Origin of the sequence: Citrobacter sp. Cpa228 (assembly GCF_030333085.1) — a bacterium.
GTDB classification, from domain to species: domain Bacteria; phylum Pseudomonadota; class Gammaproteobacteria; order Enterobacterales; family Enterobacteriaceae; genus Citrobacter; species Citrobacter pasteurii.
Window position 1 is genome coordinate 1 of the sequence record NZ_JAOWGQ010000041.1, and the last position, 21176, is coordinate 21176.

Consider the following 21176-nt stretch of genomic DNA (forward strand, 5'->3'; position numbering starts at 1 on the left):
CGTGGTATCACCATCAACACTTCTCACGTTGAATATGACACCCCGACTCGCCACTACGCGCACGTAGACTGCCCGGGCCACGCCGACTATGTTAAAAACATGATCACCGGTGCTGCGCAGATGGACGGCGCGATCCTGGTTGTTGCTGCGACTGACGGCCCGATGCCGCAGACTCGTGAGCACATCCTGCTGGGTCGTCAGGTAGGCGTTCCGTACATCATCGTGTTCCTGAACAAATGCGACATGGTTGATGACGAAGAGCTGCTGGAACTGGTAGAAATGGAAGTTCGTGAACTTCTGTCTCAGTACGATTTCCCGGGCGATGACACGCCGATCGTTCGTGGTTCTGCTCTGAAAGCGCTGGAAGGCGAAGCAGAGTGGGAAGCGAAAATCATCGAACTGGCTGGCTTCCTGGATTCTTACATCCCGGAACCAGAACGTGCTATCGATAAGCCGTTCCTGCTGCCAATCGAAGACGTATTCTCCATCTCCGGTCGTGGTACCGTTGTTACCGGTCGTGTAGAACGCGGTATCATCAAAGTTGGTGAAGAAGTTGAAATCGTTGGTATCAAAGAGACTGCCAAGTCTACCTGTACTGGCGTTGAAATGTTCCGCAAACTGCTGGACGAAGGCCGTGCTGGTGAGAACGTTGGTGTTCTGCTGCGTGGTATCAAACGTGAAGAAATCGAACGTGGTCAGGTACTGGCTAAGCCGGGCTCTATCAAGCCGCACACCAAGTTCGAATCTGAAGTGTACATTCTGTCCAAAGACGAAGGCGGCCGTCATACTCCGTTCTTCAAAGGCTACCGTCCGCAGTTCTACTTCCGTACTACTGACGTGACTGGTACCATCGAACTGCCGGAAGGCGTAGAGATGGTAATGCCGGGCGACAACATCAAAATGGTTGTTACCCTGATCCACCCGATCGCGATGGATGACGGTCTGCGTTTCGCAATCCGTGAAGGCGGCCGTACCGTTGGCGCGGGCGTTGTTGCCAAAGTAATGAGCTAATTGCCGATAACATTTGACGCAATGCGCAATAAAAGGGCATCATTTGATGCCCTTTTTGCACGCTTTCACACCAGAACCTGGCTCATCAGTGATTTTTTTTGTCATAATCATTGCTGAGACAGGCTCTGAAGAGGGCGTTTAGTCCGAAACGCACCAGAGCATTTCGGTTTGGATCGCCTCGCTTACGCGGGGTGAAAATGTTTGTAGAATACTTCTGACAGGTTGGTTTATGAGTGCGAATACCGAAGCTCAAGGAAGCGGGCGCGGCCTGGAAGCGATGAAGTGGGTTGTTGTCGCTGTATTGCTGCTTGTAGCTATCGTTGGCAACTACCTCTATCGTGACATGATGCTGCCGCTGCGTGCGCTGGCCGTAGTGATTCTGATTGCCGCAGCGGGTGGTGTCGCGCTGTTGACTACAAAAGGTAAAGCGACCGTTGCTTTTGCCCGTGAAGCGAGAACCGAAGTCCGTAAGGTCATTTGGCCAACTCGCCAGGAAACGCTGCACACCACGCTGATCGTTGCTGCGGTCACTGCGGTAATGTCACTGATCCTGTGGGGACTGGATGGTATTCTGGTTCGCCTGGTATCCTTTATCACTGGCCTGAGGTTCTAAGATGTCTGAAGCCCCTAAAAAGCGCTGGTACGTCGTTCAGGCGTTTTCCGGTTTTGAAGGCCGCGTAGCGACCTCGCTGCGTGAGTATATCAAGTTACAAAATATGGAAGAGCTGTTTGGTGAAGTCATGGTGCCGACCGAAGAGGTGGTCGAAATCCGTGGCGGCCAGCGTCGCAAGAGCGAGCGTAAATTCTTCCCGGGCTATGTACTGGTCCAGATGGTAATGAATGATGCAAGCTGGCACCTGGTGCGCAGCGTGCCGCGTGTAATGGGCTTTATCGGCGGTACATCTGACCGTCCGGCACCTATCAGCGACAAAGAAGTTGATGCGATCATGAACCGCCTGCAGCAGGTTGGTGATAAGCCACGTCCGAAAACGATGTTTGAGCCAGGTGAAATGGTTCGTGTTAGCGACGGTCCGTTCGCTGACTTTAACGGTGTGGTTGAAGAAGTGGACTACGAGAAGTCTCGTCTGAAAGTTTCCGTATCTATCTTCGGTCGTGCGACTCCGGTTGAACTGGACTTCGCTCAGGTTGAAAAAGCCTAATACGCCGATCAAAAAAGCGACGATTTAATCGTTGCACAAGGCGCGAGATTAGAATACAATTTCGCGCCTTTTGTTTTTATGGATTCTATCCGTAAAACGAATTTAATCACGGGGAGCCTCCTTGAGGCGCTATAACCCAATCAGAGGAATTTAGAATGGCTAAGAAAGTCCAAGCCTATGTCAAGCTGCAGGTTGCAGCTGGTATGGCTAACCCGAGTCCGCCGGTAGGTCCAGCACTGGGTCAACAAGGCGTGAACATCATGGAATTCTGCAAAGCGTTCAACGCTAAGACTGATTCCATGGAAAAAGGTCTGCCGATCCCGGTTGTTATCACCGTTTACGCTGACCGTTCTTTCACTTTCGTTACCAAAACGCCTCCGGCAGCAGTTCTGCTGAAGAAAGCGGCTGGTATCAAGTCTGGTTCCGGCAAGCCGAACAAAGACAAAGTGGGTAAAATTTCCCGCGCTCAGCTGCAGGAAATCGCGCAGACCAAAGCTGCCGACATGACTGGTTCCGACATTGAAGCGATGACTCGCTCCATTGAAGGTACTGCACGTTCCATGGGCCTGGTAGTGGAGGACTAAGAAATGGCTAAACTGACCAAGCGCATGTCCGTGATCCGTGACAAAGTTGATGCTACTAAACAGTACGACATCAACGAAGCTATCGCTCTGCTGAAAGAGCTGGCCACTGCTAAATTCGTAGAAAGCGTGGACGTTGCCGTTAACCTCGGCATCGATGCACGTAAATCTGACCAGAACGTACGTGGTGCAACTGTACTGCCGCACGGTACTGGCCGTTCCGTTCGCGTAGCCGTATTTACCCAGGGCGCAAACGCTGAAGCTGCTAAAGCTGCAGGCGCTGAGCTGGTAGGTATGGAAGATCTGGCTGACCAGATCAAAAAAGGCGAAATGAACTTTGACGTTGTTATTGCTTCCCCGGATGCAATGCGCGTTGTTGGCCAGCTGGGTCAGGTTCTGGGTCCGCGCGGCCTGATGCCAAACCCGAAAGTTGGTACTGTAACCCCTAACGTTGCTGAAGCTGTTAAGAACGCTAAAGCAGGTCAGGTTCGTTACCGTAACGACAAAAACGGCATCATTCACACTACCATCGGTAAAGTGGATTTTGACGCTGACAAACTGAAAGAAAACCTGGAAGCTCTGCTGGTTGCGCTGAAAAAAGCTAAACCGACTCAGGCAAAAGGCGTGTACATCAAGAAAGTTAGCATCTCCACCACCATGGGTGCTGGTGTTGCCGTTGATCAGTCCGGTCTGACTGCGACTGTGGCGAACTAATATTCGCCTTTACGTGGGAGGTGATTTTGTCTACAATCTTACCCCCACGTTTCTGCTAATTGCAGACGTATATCCGAGATATTCAGGCTGTGGCAAGGCGACAACTGAGTGAATCGCCAGGAGCATAGTTAACTATGTGACTGGTGTGAACGAAGACAGTCAACGCCGGCACAGGTTGAATAGCGACAGATAGACAAGATTTGTTCGTTGGAGCCTGGCCTATCCAGGCCTCCGTCGAAGACCGCAGGTGTTTCGTCAGAAACTTAATGCCCTGCGTAGACGGTGACAGAACGCTAAGATTATTTCTGATACTCTGGCTTGTTTCTGCTCACCGTATTTAGACGCTCTCTCCGTTGGGAGGAGTGAAGTGAGTTCCGGAACATGAGTTCCGGCAAACATCCAGGAGCAAAGCTAATGGCTTTAAATCTTCAAGACAAACAAGCGATTGTTGCTGAAGTCAGCGAAGTAGCCAAAGGCGCGCTGTCTGCAGTAGTTGCGGATTCCCGTGGCGTAACTGTAGATAAAATGACTGAACTGCGTAAAGCAGGTCGTGAAGCTGGCGTATACATGCGTGTTGTTCGTAACACCCTGCTGCGCCGCGTCGTTGAAGGTACTCAGTTCGAGTGCCTGAAAGACACGTTTGTTGGTCCGACCCTGATTGCATACTCTATGGAACACCCGGGCGCTGCTGCTCGTCTGTTCAAAGAGTTCGCGAAAGCGAATGCAAAATTTGAGGTCAAAGCCGCAGCCTTTGAAGGTGAGTTGATCACGGCATCGAACATCGATCGCCTGGCAACCCTGCCGACCTACGAAGAAGCAATTGCACGCCTGATGGCAACCATGAAAGAAGCTTCGGCTGGCAAACTGGTTCGTACTCTGGCTGCTGTACGCGATGCGAAAGAAGCTGCTTAATCGCAGTTATCTTTCTCAAGCATCTGCTTACGTATAAACTTATTCTGATTTTCAGGAACAATTTAAATGTCTATCACTAAAGATCAAATCATTGAAGCAGTATCCGCTATGTCCGTAATGGACGTTGTAGAACTGATTTCTGCAATGGAAGAAAAATTCGGTGTTTCCGCTGCTGCTGCTGTAGCTGTAGCTGCTGGTCCGGCTGAAGCTGCTGAAGAAAAAACTGAATTCGACGTAATTCTGAAAGCTGCTGGCGCTAACAAAGTTGCTGTTATCAAAGCAGTACGTGGCGCAACTGGCCTGGGTCTGAAAGAAGCTAAAGACCTGGTAGAATCTGCACCGGCTGCGCTGAAAGAAGGCGTGAGCAAAGATGACGCAGAAGCACTGAAAAAATCTCTGGAAGAAGCTGGCGCTGAAGTTGAAGTTAAATAAGCCAACTTTTCTGGTTGCAGCCTAAGAAATTAGGCTGATGGCTGGTGACTTTTTAGTCACCAGCCTTTTTGCGCTGTAAGGCGCCAGTAGCATTTCACACTGTTTGACTACTGCTGTGCCTTTCAATGCTTGTTTCTATCGACGCCTTAATATACTGCGACAGAGCATCAGTTCTGTGTAAATCGCAATGAAATGGTTTAAGCGTGATAGCAACAGGCATTGCGGAAAGTATTCGATTTTCCGGTCAACAAAATAGTGTTGCACAAACTGTCCCTTCGTCGGACAGATGGGTCGACTTGTCAGCGAGCTGAGGAACCCTAATGGTTTACTCCTATACCGAGAAAAAACGTATTCGTAAGGATTTTGGTAAACGTCCACAAGTACTGGACATACCTTATCTCCTTTCTATCCAGCTTGACTCGTTTCAGAAGTTCATCGAGCAAGATCCTGAAGGGCAGTATGGTCTGGAAGCAGCTTTCCGTTCCGTTTTCCCGATTCAGAGCTATAGCGGTAATTCCGAGCTGCAATACGTCAGCTACCGCCTTGGCGAACCGGTGTTTGACGTTCAGGAATGTCAGATCCGTGGCGTGACCTATTCCGCACCGCTGCGCGTAAAACTGCGTCTGGTGATCTACGAGCGCGAAGCGCCGGAAGGCACCGTAAAAGACATTAAAGAACAAGAAGTCTACATGGGCGAAATTCCGCTCATGACTGACAACGGTACCTTTGTTATCAACGGTACTGAGCGTGTTATCGTTTCTCAGCTGCACCGTAGTCCAGGCGTCTTCTTTGACTCCGACAAAGGTAAAACCCACTCTTCGGGTAAAGTGCTGTATAACGCGCGCATCATTCCTTACCGTGGTTCCTGGCTGGACTTCGAATTCGATCCGAAGGACAACCTGTTCGTACGTATTGACCGTCGCCGTAAACTGCCTGCGACCATTATTCTGCGTGCGCTGAACTACACCACTGAGCAGATCCTTGACCTGTTCTTTGAGAAAGTTGTTTTCGAAATTCGTGACAACAAGCTGCAGATGGAACTGGTGCCGGAACGCCTGCGTGGTGAAACCGCCTCCTTTGACATCGAAGCTAACGGCAAAGTCTACGTCGAAAAAGGCCGTCGCATCACTGCGCGCCACATTCGCCAGCTGGAAAAAGACGATATCAAACATATCGAAGTTCCGGTTGAATACATTGCTGGTAAAGTTGCGGCTAAAGACTACGTTGACGAATCTACTGGCGAGCTGATCTGCGCAGCTAACATGGAGCTGAGCCTGGATCTGCTGGCTAAGCTGAGCCAGTCTGGCCACAAACGTATCGAAACGCTGTTCACTAACGATCTGGACCACGGTCCGTACATTTCTGAAACTGTACGCGTCGACCCAACCAACGATCGTCTGAGCGCGCTGGTAGAAATCTACCGCATGATGCGCCCTGGTGAGCCGCCGACTCGTGAAGCTGCTGAAAGCCTGTTTGAGAACCTGTTCTTCTCTGAAGACCGCTATGACCTGTCTGCGGTTGGTCGTATGAAGTTCAACCGTTCTCTGCTGCGCGACGAAATCGAAGGTTCCGGTATCCTGAGCAAAGATGACATCATCGAAGTGATGAAGAAGCTCATCGATATCCGTAACGGTAAAGGCGAAGTCGATGATATCGACCACCTCGGCAACCGTCGTATCCGTTCCGTAGGCGAAATGGCGGAAAACCAATTCCGCGTTGGCCTGGTACGTGTTGAGCGTGCGGTGAAAGAGCGTCTGTCTCTGGGCGATCTGGATACCCTGATGCCTCAGGATATGATCAACGCCAAGCCGATTTCTGCAGCAGTGAAAGAGTTCTTTGGTTCCAGCCAGCTGTCTCAGTTTATGGACCAGAACAACCCGCTGTCTGAGATTACGCACAAACGTCGTATCTCTGCACTCGGCCCAGGCGGTCTGACCCGTGAGCGTGCAGGCTTCGAAGTTCGAGACGTACACCCGACTCACTATGGTCGCGTATGTCCTATCGAAACGCCTGAAGGTCCGAACATCGGTCTGATCAACTCCCTGTCCGTGTATGCACAGACTAACGAATACGGCTTCCTTGAGACTCCGTACCGTAAAGTGACCGACGGTGTTGTAACTGACGAAATCCACTACCTGTCTGCTATCGAAGAAGGCAACTACGTTATCGCTCAGGCGAACTCCAACCTGGATGACGAAGGCCACTTTGTAGAAGATCTGGTTACCTGCCGTAGCAAAGGCGAATCCAGCTTGTTCAGCCGCGACCAGGTTGACTACATGGACGTATCCACCCAGCAGGTGGTATCCGTCGGTGCGTCCCTGATCCCGTTCCTGGAACACGATGACGCCAACCGTGCATTGATGGGTGCGAACATGCAACGTCAGGCGGTTCCGACTCTGCGCGCTGATAAGCCGCTGGTTGGTACCGGTATGGAACGTGCTGTTGCCGTTGACTCCGGTGTTACTGCAGTTGCTAAACGTGGCGGTACTGTTCAGTACGTGGATGCTTCCCGTATCGTTATCAAAGTTAACGAAGACGAGATGTACCCGGGCGAAGCAGGTATCGACATTTATAACCTGACCAAATACACCCGTTCTAACCAGAACACCTGTATCAACCAGATGCCTTGCGTATCTCTGGGCGAGCCGGTTGAACGTGGTGATGTGCTGGCAGACGGTCCGTCCACCGACCTCGGTGAACTGGCGCTGGGTCAGAACATGCGCGTGGCATTCATGCCATGGAACGGTTACAACTTCGAAGACTCCATCCTCGTATCCGAGCGTGTTGTTCAGGAAGACCGTTTCACCACCATCCACATTCAGGAACTGGCATGTGTGTCTCGTGACACCAAGCTGGGGCCAGAAGAGATCACTGCTGACATCCCGAACGTGGGTGAAGCTGCGCTCTCCAAACTGGATGAGTCCGGTATCGTTTATATCGGCGCGGAAGTGACCGGTGGCGACATTCTGGTTGGTAAGGTAACACCGAAAGGTGAAACCCAGCTGACGCCAGAAGAGAAGCTGCTGCGTGCGATCTTCGGTGAGAAAGCGTCTGACGTTAAAGACTCTTCTCTGCGCGTGCCAAATGGTGTTTCCGGTACGATTATCGACGTTCAGGTCTTTACTCGCGATGGCGTAGAAAAAGACAAACGAGCGCTGGAAATCGAAGAGATGCAGCTGAAGCAGGCGAAAAAAGACCTGTCTGAAGAACTGCAGATCCTCGAAGCTGGCCTGTTCAGCCGTATCTACGCTGTGCTGGTTGCTGGTGGTGTTGAAGCTGAGAAGCTCGACAAACTGCCGCGCGATCGCTGGCTGGAACTCGGCCTGACCGACGAAGAGAAACAAAATCAGCTGGAACAGCTGGCTGAACAGTACGACGAACTGAAGCACGAGTTTGAGAAAAAACTCGAAGCGAAACGCCGTAAAATCACTCAGGGCGACGATCTGGCACCGGGCGTGCTGAAGATTGTTAAGGTTTATCTGGCGGTTAAACGTCGGATCCAGCCTGGTGATAAGATGGCAGGTCGTCACGGTAACAAGGGTGTAATCTCTAAGATCAACCCGATCGAAGATATGCCACACGATGCTAACGGTACGCCGGTAGATATCGTACTGAACCCGCTGGGCGTACCATCGCGTATGAACATCGGTCAGATCCTTGAAACCCACCTGGGTATGGCTGCAAAAGGTATCGGCGATAAGATCAACGCCATGCTGAAACAGCAGCAGGAAGTCGCGAAACTGCGCGAATTCATCCAGCGTGCTTACGATCTGGGTTCAGATGTTCGTCAGAAAGTTGACCTGAATACCTTCAGTGATGAAGAAGTTCTGCGTCTGGCTGAAAACCTGAAAAAAGGTATGCCGATCGCAACGCCGGTATTCGACGGTGCGAAAGAGTCTGAAATCAAGGAACTGTTACAGCTGGGTGGCCTGCCGACTTCCGGTCAGATCACACTGTTCGACGGTCGTACCGGTGAGCAGTTCGAGCGCCAGGTTACCGTTGGCTACATGTACATGCTGAAACTGAACCACCTGGTTGATGACAAAATGCATGCGCGTTCTACCGGTTCTTACAGCCTGGTTACTCAGCAGCCGCTGGGTGGTAAGGCGCAGTTCGGTGGTCAGCGCTTCGGGGAGATGGAAGTGTGGGCGCTTGAAGCATACGGCGCGGCATACACCCTGCAGGAAATGCTCACCGTTAAGTCTGATGACGTGAACGGTCGTACTAAGATGTATAAAAACATCGTGGACGGCAACCATCAGATGGAACCAGGCATGCCGGAATCCTTCAACGTACTGTTGAAAGAGATTCGTTCGCTGGGTATCAACATCGAGCTGGAAGACGAGTAACTCTCGATCAAACAGGTCACTGGTGCTGGCGTAACAGCCAGCGCCAGATTGTGCTAACTCCGACGGGAGCAAATCCGTGAAAGATTTATTAAAGTTTCTGAAAGCGCAGACTAAAACCGAAGAGTTTGATGCGATCAAAATTGCTCTGGCCTCGCCAGACATGATCCGTTCATGGTCTTTCGGTGAAGTTAAGAAGCCGGAAACCATCAACTACCGTACGTTCAAACCTGAACGTGACGGCCTTTTCTGCGCCCGTATCTTTGGGCCGGTAAAAGACTACGAGTGCCTGTGCGGTAAGTACAAGCGCCTGAAACACCGTGGTGTGATCTGTGAGAAGTGCGGCGTTGAAGTGACCCAGACTAAAGTACGCCGTGAGCGTATGGGCCACATCGAGCTGGCGTCTCCGACTGCGCACATCTGGTTCCTGAAATCTCTGCCGTCCCGTATCGGTTTGCTGCTTGATATGCCGCTGCGTGATATCGAACGCGTACTGTACTTCGAATCATATGTGGTTATCGAAGGCGGTATGACTAATCTGGAACGTCAACAGATCCTGACTGAAGAGCAGTATCTGGACGCGCTGGAAGAGTTCGGTGACGAATTCGACGCGAAGATGGGTGCGGAAGCAATCCAGGCCCTGCTGAAGAGCATGGATCTGGAGCAAGAGTGTGAAACTCTGCGCGAAGAGCTGAACGAAACCAACTCCGAAACCAAGCGTAAAAAGCTGACCAAGCGTATCAAACTGCTGGAAGCCTTCGTACAGTCTGGCAACAAGCCAGAGTGGATGATCCTGACTGTTCTGCCGGTTCTGCCGCCAGATTTGCGTCCGCTGGTTCCGCTGGATGGTGGTCGTTTCGCAACCTCAGATCTGAACGATCTGTATCGTCGCGTGATCAACCGTAACAACCGTCTGAAACGTCTGCTGGATCTGGCTGCGCCGGATATCATCGTACGCAACGAAAAACGTATGCTGCAGGAAGCGGTTGACGCCCTGCTGGATAACGGTCGTCGCGGTCGTGCGATCACCGGTTCTAACAAACGTCCTCTGAAATCTTTGGCTGATATGATCAAAGGTAAACAGGGTCGTTTCCGTCAGAACCTGCTCGGTAAGCGTGTTGACTACTCCGGTCGTTCTGTAATCACCGTAGGTCCATACCTGCGTCTGCATCAGTGCGGTCTGCCGAAGAAAATGGCACTGGAACTGTTCAAACCGTTCATCTACGGCAAACTGGAACTGCGTGGCCTCGCCACCACCATCAAAGCCGCGAAGAAAATGGTTGAGCGTGAAGAAGCTGTCGTTTGGGATATCCTGGACGAAGTTATCCGCGAACACCCGGTACTGCTGAACCGTGCACCAACCCTGCACCGTCTGGGTATCCAGGCATTTGAACCGGTACTGATCGAAGGTAAAGCTATCCAGCTGCACCCGCTGGTTTGTGCGGCATATAACGCCGACTTCGATGGTGACCAGATGGCTGTTCACGTACCGCTGACGCTGGAAGCCCAGCTCGAAGCGCGTGCGCTGATGATGTCTACCAACAACATCCTGTCTCCGGCGAACGGCGAACCTATCATCGTTCCGTCTCAGGACGTTGTATTGGGTCTGTACTACATGACCCGTGACTGTGTTAACGCCAAAGGCGAAGGCATGGTGCTGACTGGCCCGAAAGAAGCTGAGCGTATCTATCGCGCAGGTCTGGCCTCTCTGCATGCGCGCGTTAAAGTGCGTATCACCGAATACGAAAAAGATGAAAACGGCGAATTCGTTGCGAAAACCAGCCTGAAAGACACGACCGTTGGCCGTGCCATTCTGTGGATGATCGTACCGAAAGGTCTGCCTTTCTCCATCGTCAACCAGGCGCTGGGCAAGAAAGCTATCTCCAAAATGCTGAACACCTGTTACCGCATTCTGGGCCTGAAGCCGACCGTTATCTTCGCTGACCAGACCATGTACACCGGCTTTGCTTATGCAGCGCGTTCAGGTGCATCTGTTGGTATTGATGACATGGTCATCCCAGAGAAGAAACACGAGATCATCTCTGAAGCGGAAGCTGAAGTTGCTGAGATCCAGGAGCAGTTCCAGTCTGGTCTGGTAACCGCGGGCGAACGCTATAACAAAGTTATCGATATCTGGGCTGCGGCGAACGATCGTGTATCCAAAGCGATGATGGATAACCTGCAAACCGAAACTGTTATTAACCGTGACGGCGTAGAAGAGCAGCAGGTTTCCTTCAACAGCATCTACATGATGGCCGACTCCGGTGCGCGTGGTTCTGCAGCACAGATTCGTCAGCTGGCTGGTATGCGTGGTCTGATGGCGAAGCCAGATGGCTCCATCATCGAAACGCCAATCACCGCGAACTTCCGTGAAGGTCTGAACGTACTCCAGTACTTCATCTCTACTCACGGTGCACGTAAAGGTCTGGCGGATACCGCACTGAAAACAGCGAACTCCGGTTATCTGACTCGTCGTCTGGTTGACGTTGCGCAGGACCTGGTAGTTACTGAAGACGATTGCGGCACGCTGGAAGGCATCACCATGACCCCGGTTATCGAGGGTGGTGACGTTAAAGAGCCGCTGCGCGATCGCGTTCTGGGTCGTGTGACTGCTGAAGACGTTCTGAAGCCGGGTACGGCGGATATTCTGGTTCCACGCAACACGCTGCTGCACGAACAGTGGTGTGACCTGCTGGAAGAGAACTCCGTTGACTCCGTCAAAGTCCGTTCCGTTGTATCCTGTGACACCGACTTTGGTGTATGTGCGCACTGCTATGGTCGTGACCTGGCGCGTGGCCACATCATCAACAAAGGTGAAGCAATCGGCGTTATCGCGGCACAGTCCATCGGTGAACCGGGTACACAGCTGACGATGCGTACGTTCCACATCGGTGGTGCGGCATCTCGTGCGGCTGCTGAATCCAGCATCCAGGTGAAAAACAAAGGTAGCATCCGTCTGAGCAATGCGAAGTCGGTTGTGAACTCCAGCGGTAAACTGGTTATCACCTCACGTAACACCGAACTGAAACTGATCGACGAATTCGGCCGTACCAAAGAAAGCTATAAAGTGCCTTACGGCTCCGTTATGGCGAAGGGTGATGGCGAACAGGTTGCTGGCGGCGAAACCGTAGCGAACTGGGATCCGCACACCATGCCGGTTATCACCGAAGTGAGTGGTTTCGTCCGCTTCACTGACATGATCGACGGCCAGACCATTACTCGTCAGACCGACGAGCTGACCGGTCTGTCTTCTCTGGTGGTTCTGGATTCTGCAGAGCGTACTGCGGGTGGTAAAGACCTGCGTCCGGCACTGAAAATTGTTGATGCTCAGGGCAACGACGTTCTGATCCCAGGCACCGATATGCCGGCTCAGTACTTCCTGCCGGGTAAAGCGATTGTTCAGTTGGAAGATGGCGTACAGATCAGCTCTGGTGACACTCTGGCGCGTGTTCCGCAGGAATCCGGCGGTACCAAGGATATCACCGGTGGTCTGCCGCGCGTTGCGGACCTGTTCGAAGCACGTCGTCCGAAAGAGCCGGCTATCCTGGCAGAAATCAGCGGCATCATTTCCTTCGGTAAAGAAACTAAAGGGAAACGTCGTCTGGTTATCACCCCGGTAGACGGTAGCGAACCGTACGAAGAGATGATTCCGAAATGGCGTCAGCTCAACGTGTTCGAAGGTGAACGTGTAGAACGTGGTGACGTGGTTTCCGACGGTCCGGAAGCGCCGCACGACATCCTGCGTCTGCGTGGTGTACATGCTGTAACTCGTTACATCGTTAACGAAGTTCAGGACGTATACCGTTTGCAGGGTGTTAAGATTAACGATAAACACATCGAAGTTATCGTTCGTCAGATGCTGCGTAAAGCCACCATCGAAAATGCGGGTAGCTCCGACTTCCTCGAAGGCGAGCAGGTTGAATACTCTCGCGTCAAGATCGCTAACCGCGAGCTGGAAGCGAACGGCAAAGTGGGTGCAACATTCTCCCGCGATCTGCTGGGTATCACCAAAGCGTCTCTGGCAACCGAGTCCTTCATCTCTGCAGCATCGTTCCAGGAAACCACGCGTGTCCTGACCGAAGCCGCTGTTGCGGGTAAACGTGATGAACTGCGCGGTCTGAAAGAGAACGTCATCGTGGGTCGTCTGATCCCGGCAGGTACCGGTTACGCGTACCACCAGGATCGTATGCGCCGTCGCGCAGCGGGTGAACTGCCAGCTGCACCGCAGGTCACTGCTGAAGATGCGTCTGCCAGCCTGGCAGAACTGTTGAACGCAGGTCTGGGCGGTTCTGACAACGATTAATCGTTGCTGACCCTAATAAAAAACCCGCTTCGGCGGGTTTTTTTATGTCTGTTAACTGGCAGGCGGTAAGCGCCGATAAAGTTCAATCATGTCGCCCGCCAGATCCTGAATCACCATCGCGTTCATCAAATGGTCCTGCGAATGGACGGTGATGAGATTGACCGGTAGCTTGCCGGTACCTTCGTCGATACCGATCAGTTGGGTCTGGATCTTATGCGCTTGTTTAACGTACTCGCGTGATTCCGTCATCGCTTGTTCTGCACCGGTGAAATCACCTTTACGCGCCAGTTGTAGCGCCGTCAGAGCCTGGCTGCGGGCAGCACCCGCATTCACGAGTAATTCCATGATGATTGTTTCTAACTCTTCCATGCCGTTACTCCAGCAGTTTCAGTGCTTTATCCAGTACGGCATCACCTTTCATCATGCCGTAATCCATCATATCGATGACGGCGACCTTTTTTCCCAGCGGGTCGGCGAGCGCCTGCAGCTTGGCCTGCTCATACTTAACCTGTGGACCGAGCAACACGATATCCGCAGTGGCGATATTCTCTGCAAACTCAGCTACCGGGACCGCTTTGATAGTGACGTCGACCCCTTTTTTCTGGGCGGCATCTTTCATCCTTTGCACCAGCATGCTGGTGGACATTCCGGCGGCACAGCATAAAACGATGTTTTTCATAAGCAGTCTCGATCAACGGGTATTTATTGATAATTATCTCGTGCGGGCAACAGCAACAACCGCTTTGCGACGATTGTGTGTCTGGCATCACAAAGAAATGCCATTTTTTCTGAAACCGGTTACAAAAGGTGCTCAGACCGGTCTGGTCTGACCCAAAAAGCAGTTTTTCCCATAGTGTTCAGGCGTAGATATTAATAATTACTGTCAATAAAGACATGTTATTAAAAACAGTATTGACACTGTTTTTTAAACCCGTATGTTAATACTTAACAGCGGAGAAATAGTCATTTGCTGTTAAATTAGTAAGCGTTAGTAGAGTTTGATAGGGGGTTGCGATAAGGGCCACGAAATATTCTGTTGTATGGGATAGTCGATGCTGAAGCTATTATCTTTGCACATCGACAATGTTTTCAGGCTCTGTAGTTGATTTATCTAATCGCAAAGTAGTGAAAAAAGTGCGACGATGTAAGGCCATGATTTAATAGTTAATGTTGGCAGGTTGCTTTCATGAGAGCTTGCAAGGGAAGTAAGGCCACGCATCAAAGAGTATATGTCGCAAGGGGAAGTGTACTTGTTTAGGTCGCCATTCTTGAGTTTTATTATCAAGCTGGCTGGGTTTATTTAACGATAAATAGAGGAAAGGGTTAGTCAGTATCAGCATCCAATATTATCTGTGATAAACGTGTACATTTAAAATGTAGTATCAACAGCAGTACAAAATTGTTAAGTCTAGTAATGTTAAATCTGAAGTTTGTAGTAACTTAAAGCCCTGGCTGCAACGGTCAGGGCTTTTATTATTTATATATCAATAAGCTACCTTTTCGCGCAACCGCCCCGGCTCAACATTTCACCTGTTGATGGATATTAAATAAATTAATGCTTGCATAATGATTAGAAGCAAGTCTACTATAATGGCATCGGTTTGGAACACAGACCTTATGTAAGCAGTTTTAGTAAAGCAGTTCTCAGTTCAAGCGTTATCCTCAGATACTCTTCTTCATGAGCCTCCTCCCTAAGTGCCCCATAAGTTAATTTCTGCAAAACAGGCCATCTTCGCTGCATAAGCGGCTCAAAAACATGAAAGGAAGTATCTATGTCTAACAAAATGACTGGTTTAGTAAAATGGTTTAACTCTGATAAAGGCTTCGGCTTTATCACTCCTCAGGACGGTAGCAAGGATGTGTTTGTGCATTTCTCCGCTATCCAGAGTAACGATTTTAAAACGTTAGACGAAGGTCAAAAAGTGGAGTTCTCTGTTGAGAACGGCGCTAAAGGCCCGTCTGCTGTTAATGTTATCGCGCTGTAATTGCCGATAATCTCACGAACGCTTACGATAGCGATGAAGGCCAGAGCCTGAGCAGTTAAGTGCCAGTGAAGAAAAACCCGCGAAAGCGGGTTTTTTTGTTTATGCAATAGCGTTGGACTTAGGGCATCTGTGCCGCGCGTCCCAGATAGCTGTCCCAGTCTTTCCACACGGGCTGCAATCCCTGCGCCATCAGTGCTTCAGCCACGGTTTCCGGGCGACGATCGTCGTGCGGAGAGAACTGTTCCAGTTCAGGATGGTTATCGGCATAACCGCCGGGCTGGGTTTTTGAGAAGGCGCTGACGTTGTTAATCGCCAGTGGGATCACATGGTCACGAAACCATGGCGATTCGCGAGTGGAGAGCGACAGCTCAATGTCCGGCGACAGCAAGCGAAATGCACAAATGGTTTGCACCAGCTGGCGTTCATCCATGATTGACGAGGGCTCAACGCCTCCGGTGCATGGGCGCAGACGCGGGAAGGAGATGGAGTAACGGCTCTGCCAGTAATGCTGCTGCATCCACAACAGATGTTCAGCCACCATATAGCAATCAACCCGCCAACTGTCGGACAAACCAATCAACGCGCCAAGACCGATTTTGTCGATCCCTGCGCGGCCCAGCCTGTCCGGCGTGTCCAGCCGCCAGAAGAAATCCTGCTTTTTCCCCTTCAGATGGTGGCGGGCGTAAATCGCTTCATGATAGCTCTCCTGATACACCATCACGCCATCCAGCCCCAGCGTTTTCAGCTCGGCGTATTCCTCGGTCGCCAGCGGCTGAACTTCCATTTGTAGCGAAGCGAACTGGCGGCGAATAGCCGGCAGATGGCGGCGAAAATAGTCCATCCCGACTTTTGCCTGATGTTCACCGGTGACCAGCAGCAGATGCTCAAAACCCAGCTCACGGATAGCGGTACACTCCCGTTGTATTTCATCTTCGTCCAGCGTTTTGCGTTTGATACGGTTGCTCATCGAGAAGCCGCAATAGGTGCAGTCGTTGGCGCAGAGATTCGAGAGATACAGCGGAACGTAAAAGCTGACGGTGTTGCCAAAACGCTGACGGGTAAGCTTCTGCGCCCGCTGTGCCAGCGGCTCCAGATAGGCGGCGGCAGCAGGGGAGAGCAAGGCCATCAAGTCATCTCGGCTCAGTTGTGAAGCGTTGAGGGCGTGTTCCACATCAGCGGCGGTTTTCCCGTTGATGCGCAGGCGGATGTCGTCCCAGTCAAGCTGTCGCCATCGGTCGGTGAAAGTTTTCATGCGAAGGCCTCCAGGAATCCGGTTAACGGGCTGGTGGCCTGCGCGAGCGAACTTTTGCTGCCGGGCACGGCCTGGCGCGCCAGCAAACCTGCTTCAACCGCCAGGCGGAAGGCGGTTGCCATCATCACCGGATCGTCAGCCACGGCAATGGCTGTGTTGACCAGCACCGCATCGGCGCCCATTTCCAGCGCCTGCGTCGCGTGACTGGGCACACCGATACCTGCATCGATCACCACCGGCACGGTCGCTTGCTGGATAATAATCTCCAGCATCGCTTTGGTTTCCAGCCCCTGATTAGAACCGATGGGTGCGCCGAGAGGCATCACCGCTGCGCAGCCTACTTCTTCCAGTCGCTTGCACAGTACCGGATCCGCGCCGCAGTAAGGCAGCACCACAAAGCCCTGTTTCACCAGCGCTTCGGCGGCTTTTAGCGTTTCAATCGGATCTGGCAATAGCCAGCGGGCATCCGGGTGGATTTCTAATTTCAGCCAGTGGGTACCCAGCGCTTCACGCGCCAGTTGGGCGGCGAAAATAGCCTCTTCAGCGGTTTTCGCTCCGGAGGTGTTAGGCAGCAGCGTCACGCCCGCGTTGATAAGCGGGGTCAGAATGGCATCGTTATGCTGGCGCAAATCGACCCGCTTCATCGCCAGCGTCACCAGCTGACTGCCGGAGGCGCGAATCGCTTCGACCATCAGCTGCGACGAAGCAAATTTTCCGGTACCGGTGAACAGATGTGAATCAAACGTTTTGTCGGCAATACGTAACATATCAACCCCCTGCAATAACCTGAAAAAGCAGGATCTGGTCGCCTTCCTGCACGATTTGCTGCTGCCACTGCTCGCGCGGCAGGATCTGCTGATTGAGCGCCAGCGCCGCGCCCGGTTTAAGCTGATTAAGCTCGGTGAGCAGCCCGCTGACGGTTTGCCCCTCGGCGCACTGCATCGGCGCATCATTGAACTGAATCTGCATGTTGCCCTCCGCATACCGGGCAGCCATTGGCCCGACGCAGCGCCAGGCTGCGCCACTGACTGGTTTTACCGTCAAACAGGCGTAACTCGCCGCTGGGCGTCGCAATGCCGCTAAGCAGTTTGATGGCTTCCAGCGCCTGCAAGGTGCCCATTACGCCGACAACCGGGCCGACGATGCCGGCGGTACGGCAGTTGCGTTCGGGTTCGACATCATCCGGCCACAGGCAGCGGTAACAACCTTGCTCCCACGGGGGCGTGAGTACCATCAACTGGCCGCCGAAACCCACGGCGCTGGCGGTAACCAAAGGCGTATTCAGCGCCACACAGGCGGCGTTAATTTCCTGACGCGTGGCCATGTTGTCGGTACAGTCAAGCACCACATCGGCACGCGCGACCGCGTGCCGGAGCGCATCGCCTGTCAGCCGCTGCTCAAGGACGACCAGCTCGCTGTCCGGGTTAAGACGTGCCAGATGGCGTTCCGCCGCCTGCGCTTTCGGGCGGGCAATGTCGTCGGTGGTGAACAATATTTGCCGCTGCAGATTGCTCAGATGAACGTCGTCATCGTCCGCCAGCGTCAGCGTGCCGACGCCCGCTCCCGCCAGATACAGCGCGGCAGGCGAGCCTAATCCGCCCAGGCCGACAATCAGCACATGGCCGTCGAGCAGCTTTTGCTGGCCCTCAATAGCGATATCGCCAAGCAGGATCTGCCGGCTGTAACGCATAAAGTCGCGGTCATTCATCACCGACTCCTGCTATATCGAGCAACTGCGCCGTGGCCGCCTGCCAGTCGGCTGCCTGGGTGATAGCGCTGACCACGGCAATGCTGCCGACGCCGGTTGCCAGCACCGCGGGCGCACGTTCTAGACTGATGCCGCCGATGGCGACGGTCGGGTAATTGGCCAGTCGTTCAATATGACTTGCCAGCTGTGTCAGCCCCTGCGGGGCGGAAGGCATCTGCTTGGTTTGCGTGGGGAAAACGTGGCCGAGTGCGATGTAAGAAGGCTTAGCCGCCAACGCGACGTCGATCTCCATATCATCGTGGGTGGAAACCCCCAGGCGTAAGCTCGCCGCCTGAATCGCTTTCAGGTCGGTGGTTTCAAGGTCTTCCTGGCCCAGATGCACGCCGTAGGCGTTATGTTTGATTGCCAGCCGCCAGTAGTCGTTGATAAACAGGCGGGCGTCATAGCGACGCCCCAGCGCGATGGCGGCGATAACGTCGGCTTCCACCTCTTCATCGCGTTTATCTTTGATACGCAACTGGATCGTGCGCACGCCCGCTGCCAGCAGGCGTTCAATCCATTGCACGTTGTCCACTACCGGGTAAAGCCCGAGGCGGAACGGCACGGTCGGGAAATCAGGCTGGTACATTATGCCTCCTCTTTTTTGAGGTAGATTTCACCGCCTTTGGCGCGGAAGTTCTCCGACATATCTGCCATCCCCACTTCAATCGTCTGTGCAGCGGCGTAGTCGCGAACCTCCTGGCTGATTTTCATTGAGCAGAACTTCGGCCCGCACATCGAGCAGAAGTGGGCAACTTTGCCGGACTCCTGCGGCAGGGTTTCATCGTGATAGGCACGGGCGGTGAACGGGTCGAGCGCCAGATTAAACTGGTCTTCCCAGCGGAATTCGAAGCGCGCTTTCGACATCGCGTTGTCGCGGATCTGCGCGCCCGGATGGCCTTTGGCTAAATCTGCGGCGTGAGCGGCAATCTTGTAGGTAATCAGCCCCTGCTTCACATCTTCTTTGTTCGGCAGGCCAAGGTGCTCTTTCGGCGTGACGTAGCACAGCATCGCGCAGCCAAACCAGCCGATCATTGCCGCGCCAATGCCGGAGGTGAAGTGGTCATAGCCCGGCGCGATATCTGTCGTCAACGGCCCTAAGGTGTAGAACGGCGCCTCGTGGCAGTGCTCCAGCTCTTCGGTCATGTTGCGCTGGATCATATGCATCGGCACATGTCCCGGGCCTTCAATCATCACCTGCACGTCGTATTCCCAGGCGATTTTGGTCAGCTCGCCCAGCGTATGCAGTTCGGAGAACTGCGCTTCGTCGTTGGCATCCTGAATCGAACCAGGGCGCAGACCATCGCCAAGAGAGAGTGAAACGTCGTAGGCGGCGCAGATTTCGCAAATCTCACGGAAATGTTCAAACAGGAAGTTCTCTTTGTGATGCGAGAGGCACCATTTCGCCATGATCGAACCGCCGCGCGAGACAATACCGGTCAGGCGTTTAGCGGTCATTGGCACGTAGCGCAGCAGCACGCCGGCATGGATGGTGAAGTAGTCGACGCCCTGTTCGGCCTGTTCCAGCAACGTATCGCGGAACGCTTCCCAGGTGAGATCTTCGGCGATCCCATTGACCTTCTCCAGCGCCTGGTAGATCGGTACGGTACCGATCGGCACCGGGCTGTTACGCAGGATCCACTCGCGGGTTTCGTGGATATAGCGGCCGGTGGAGAGATCCATCACCGTGTCTGCGCCCCAGCGCGTTGACCATACCAGTTTTTCGACCTCTTCTTCGATAGAGGAGGTGACCGCCGAGTTACCGATGTTGGCATTCACCTTCACCAGGAAGTTGCGGCCGATGATCATCGGCTCGGATTCCGGGTGGTTGATGTTAGCAGGAATAATCGCCCGGCCCGCGGCCACTTCATCACGCACGAATTCCGGCGTAATGTTTTCCGGCAGGCGCGCGCCAAAGTTCATCCCCGGATGCTGGTGGCGCAGCACTTCACTACGAATACGCTCGCGGCCCATGTTTTCACGGATGGCGATAAACTCCATCTCCGGCGTCACGATCCCCTGACGGGCGTAGTGCAGTTGGGTCACGCGCTTACCGACTTTGGCGCGCTTTGGCGTCAGCAGGCCGCTGAAACGCAGCTCGTCCAGGCCATCGTCGGCCAGGCGCTCTTTGGTATAAGCGGAGCTGCGGTCGTCTAATTCTTCGCTGTCGTTACGCCCCGCAATCCACGGCTGGCGCAGTTTCGCCAGACCCTGCTGGACGTTAATCGCTACGTCAGGATCGCCATACGGCCCGGAGGTGTCGTATACCGGAACGGCTTCGTTCTCTTCGAACTGCGGGTTGTCTTTGCTACCGCCAATCAGCGTTGGGCTGAGCTGAATTTCGCGCATCGGAATGCGGATATCCGGCTGCGAACCGGTAATATAAATGCGTTTTGAGTTAGGGAAGGCGGTCCCTTCCAGGGTATCGATAAAGTGTTGGGCTTGAGCGCGCTGTTCGCGGCGTGATGGTTTAGTAGTGGCAGACATAGCTCATTCCAAATAAAAGTCAGGATATGGCTTGTCAGACGACGGATGAAGCAAGAGATAAGCTCGCCCGGGGGCGATGCTATTGCAGATTGACTCTTGTTCCCTTCGCAGGTTTTAACCTGATCAGGTTCCGCGGATCCCGAATTAACGGTCTCAGCCTTTTCCACTCATGCTGTTGTGGAAAATAAGCACTCCGACAAGAAGTAACCTCTGTCTTAGAGGTAATGAATGTAAACTACGCGTTAA

General features: G+C 53.0%; 18 protein-coding genes and 1 riboswitch. Of the genes, 10 read left to right on the forward strand and 8 right to left on the reverse strand.

From position 1 onward, the window contains the following. From tuf to rpoC, 9 genes are all read left to right on the forward strand, one after another. Nucleotides 1-1011 (forward strand): elongation factor Tu (tuf, locus tag OGX91_RS07480; protein WP_127674166.1); only part of this gene is annotated, 1011 nt, incomplete at its 5' end. A gap of 229 nt (nt 1012-1240) precedes the next feature. Further along, a complete protein-coding gene (secE, locus tag OGX91_RS07485) occupies nt 1241-1624 on the forward strand; it encodes a preprotein translocase subunit SecE (protein ID WP_003033128.1) in 384 nt (127 codons plus the stop codon). A 1-nt stretch (nt 1625) separates the two neighbouring features. After that, nucleotides 1626-2171 carry a transcription termination/antitermination protein NusG gene (gene nusG / locus OGX91_RS07490; protein WP_003033125.1) on the forward strand — a complete coding sequence of 182 codons (546 nt, stop codon included), beginning with the start codon at nt 1626-1628 and terminating at the stop codon, nt 2169-2171. A gap of 155 nt (nt 2172-2326) precedes the next feature. Further along, the gene (gene rplK, locus OGX91_RS07495) at nt 2327-2755 is read left to right on the forward strand and encodes a 50S ribosomal protein L11 (protein ID WP_003033122.1); all 429 of its coding nucleotides are present in this window, start codon (nt 2327-2329) and stop codon (nt 2753-2755) included. A 3-nt stretch (nt 2756-2758) separates the two neighbouring features. After that, the gene (rplA, locus tag OGX91_RS07500; RefSeq protein WP_005132897.1) at nt 2759-3466 is read left to right on the forward strand and encodes a 50S ribosomal protein L1; all 708 of its coding nucleotides are present in this window, start codon (nt 2759-2761) and stop codon (nt 3464-3466) included. A gap of 414 nt (nt 3467-3880) precedes the next feature. Further along, nucleotides 3881-4378, forward strand: coding sequence for a 50S ribosomal protein L10 (gene rplJ / locus OGX91_RS07505; protein ID WP_005132895.1), 498 nt, complete (start codon nt 3881-3883; stop codon nt 4376-4378). A 66-nt stretch (nt 4379-4444) separates the two neighbouring features. Continuing rightward, on the forward strand, nt 4445-4810 hold the full coding sequence (gene rplL / locus OGX91_RS07510; RefSeq protein WP_000028882.1) for a 50S ribosomal protein L7/L12: 366 nt from the start codon (nt 4445-4447) through the stop codon (nt 4808-4810). Between the two features lie 320 nt (nt 4811-5130). Next, nucleotides 5131-9159 carry a DNA-directed RNA polymerase subunit beta gene (gene rpoB / locus OGX91_RS07515; protein WP_199948064.1) on the forward strand — a complete coding sequence of 1343 codons (4029 nt, stop codon included), beginning with the start codon at nt 5131-5133 and terminating at the stop codon, nt 9157-9159. A gap of 76 nt (nt 9160-9235) precedes the next feature. Next, a complete protein-coding gene (gene rpoC, locus OGX91_RS07520) occupies nt 9236-13459 on the forward strand; it encodes a DNA-directed RNA polymerase subunit beta' (RefSeq protein ID WP_005132891.1) in 4224 nt (1407 codons plus the stop codon). Between the two features lie 51 nt (nt 13460-13510). Here the strand turns inward: rpoC and OGX91_RS07525 are convergent, their stop codons facing one another. Both OGX91_RS07525 and OGX91_RS07530 read right to left on the reverse strand, forming a co-directional pair. Further along, nucleotides 13511-13828, reverse strand: a complete 318-nt coding sequence (locus OGX91_RS07525) for a PTS lactose/cellobiose transporter subunit IIA (RefSeq protein WP_005132889.1) — start codon at nt 13826-13828, stop codon at nt 13511-13513. A gap of 4 nt (nt 13829-13832) precedes the next feature. Further along, on the reverse strand, nt 13833-14138 hold the full coding sequence (locus tag OGX91_RS07530) for a PTS sugar transporter subunit IIB (protein ID WP_048214121.1): 306 nt from the start codon (nt 14136-14138) through the stop codon (nt 13833-13835). 1093 nt (nt 14139-15231) lie between these two features. On the opposite strand from OGX91_RS07530, the gene cspE reads away from it, so the two are divergent. Further along, nucleotides 15232-15444, forward strand: a complete 213-nt coding sequence (gene cspE / locus OGX91_RS07535) for a transcription antiterminator/RNA stability regulator CspE (RefSeq protein WP_005132883.1) — start codon at nt 15232-15234, stop codon at nt 15442-15444. A 118-nt stretch (nt 15445-15562) separates the two neighbouring features. Here the strand turns inward: cspE and thiH are convergent, their stop codons facing one another. The 6 genes from thiH to thiC are packed head-to-tail and all read right to left on the reverse strand — an operon-like array spanning nt 15563 to nt 20930. Then, on the reverse strand, nt 15563-16696 hold the full coding sequence (gene thiH, locus OGX91_RS07540; RefSeq protein WP_005132882.1) for a 2-iminoacetate synthase ThiH: 1134 nt from the start codon (nt 16694-16696) through the stop codon (nt 15563-15565). Next, nucleotides 16693-17463: a thiazole synthase gene (gene thiG, locus OGX91_RS07545; RefSeq protein ID WP_005132880.1), complete on the reverse strand. Its 771-nt coding sequence runs from the start codon at nt 17461-17463 to the stop codon at nt 16693-16695. Before thiG ends, thiH begins: the two co-directional genes overlap by 4 nt. A 1-nt stretch (nt 17464) precedes the next feature. Continuing rightward, the gene (thiS, locus tag OGX91_RS07550) at nt 17465-17665 is read right to left on the reverse strand and encodes a sulfur carrier protein ThiS (protein WP_005132879.1); all 201 of its coding nucleotides are present in this window, start codon (nt 17663-17665) and stop codon (nt 17465-17467) included. After that, the gene (locus tag OGX91_RS07555; protein ID WP_005132877.1) at nt 17646-18404 is read right to left on the reverse strand and encodes a HesA/MoeB/ThiF family protein; all 759 of its coding nucleotides are present in this window, start codon (nt 18402-18404) and stop codon (nt 17646-17648) included. Before OGX91_RS07555 ends, thiS begins: the two co-directional genes overlap by 20 nt. Continuing rightward, complete coding sequence (gene thiE / locus OGX91_RS07560) at nt 18397-19032, reverse strand: thiamine phosphate synthase (RefSeq protein ID WP_005132875.1); 636 nt, start codon at nt 19030-19032, stop codon at nt 18397-18399. Before thiE ends, OGX91_RS07555 begins: the two co-directional genes overlap by 8 nt. Continuing rightward, a complete protein-coding gene (gene thiC, locus OGX91_RS07565; RefSeq protein WP_005132873.1) occupies nt 19032-20930 on the reverse strand; it encodes a phosphomethylpyrimidine synthase ThiC in 1899 nt (632 codons plus the stop codon). The genes thiE and thiC overlap by 1 nt, the downstream gene beginning before the upstream one ends. Nucleotides 20931-21013: 83 nt before the next feature. Then, nucleotides 21014-21136: riboswitch (TPP riboswitch) on the reverse strand. Nucleotides 21137-21176: the final 40 nt, after the last annotated feature.

What these genes read in the sequence shown, in the direction of transcription:
- rplK (WP_003033122.1), top strand. Translation starts at nt 2,327, where the DNA reads ATGGCTAAGAAAGTCCAAGCCTATGTCAAGCTGCAGGTTGCAGCTGGT.
- rplL (WP_000028882.1), top strand. Translation starts at nt 4,445, where the DNA reads ATGTCTATCACTAAAGATCAAATCATTGAAGCAGTATCCGCTATGTCC.
- OGX91_RS07555 (WP_005132877.1), bottom strand. Translation starts at nt 18,404, where the DNA reads ATGAATGACCGCGACTTTATGCGTTACAGCCGGCAGATCCTGCTTGGC.
- OGX91_RS07530 (WP_048214121.1), bottom strand. Translation starts at nt 14,138, where the DNA reads ATGAAAAACATCGTTTTATGCTGTGCCGCCGGAATGTCCACCAGCATG.
- OGX91_RS07525 (WP_005132889.1), bottom strand. Translation starts at nt 13,828, where the DNA reads ATGGAAGAGTTAGAAACAATCATCATGGAATTACTCGTGAATGCGGGT.
- thiE (WP_005132875.1), bottom strand. Translation starts at nt 19,032, where the DNA reads ATGTACCAGCCTGATTTCCCGACCGTGCCGTTCCGCCTCGGGCTTTAC.
- thiS (WP_005132879.1), bottom strand. Translation starts at nt 17,665, where the DNA reads ATGCAGATTCAGTTCAATGATGCGCCGATGCAGTGCGCCGAGGGGCAA.
- nusG (WP_003033125.1), top strand. Translation starts at nt 1,626, where the DNA reads ATGTCTGAAGCCCCTAAAAAGCGCTGGTACGTCGTTCAGGCGTTTTCC.
- secE (WP_003033128.1), top strand. Translation starts at nt 1,241, where the DNA reads ATGAGTGCGAATACCGAAGCTCAAGGAAGCGGGCGCGGCCTGGAAGCG.
- rplA (WP_005132897.1), top strand. Translation starts at nt 2,759, where the DNA reads ATGGCTAAACTGACCAAGCGCATGTCCGTGATCCGTGACAAAGTTGAT.
- rplJ (WP_005132895.1), top strand. Translation starts at nt 3,881, where the DNA reads ATGGCTTTAAATCTTCAAGACAAACAAGCGATTGTTGCTGAAGTCAGC.
- thiG (WP_005132880.1), bottom strand. Translation starts at nt 17,463, where the DNA reads ATGTTACGTATTGCCGACAAAACGTTTGATTCACATCTGTTCACCGGT.
- rpoB (WP_199948064.1), top strand. Translation starts at nt 5,131, where the DNA reads ATGGTTTACTCCTATACCGAGAAAAAACGTATTCGTAAGGATTTTGGT.
- thiC (WP_005132873.1), bottom strand. Translation starts at nt 20,930, where the DNA reads ATGTCTGCCACTACTAAACCATCACGCCGCGAACAGCGCGCTCAAGCC.
- cspE (WP_005132883.1), top strand. Translation starts at nt 15,232, where the DNA reads ATGTCTAACAAAATGACTGGTTTAGTAAAATGGTTTAACTCTGATAAA.
- thiH (WP_005132882.1), bottom strand. Translation starts at nt 16,696, where the DNA reads ATGAAAACTTTCACCGACCGATGGCGACAGCTTGACTGGGACGACATC.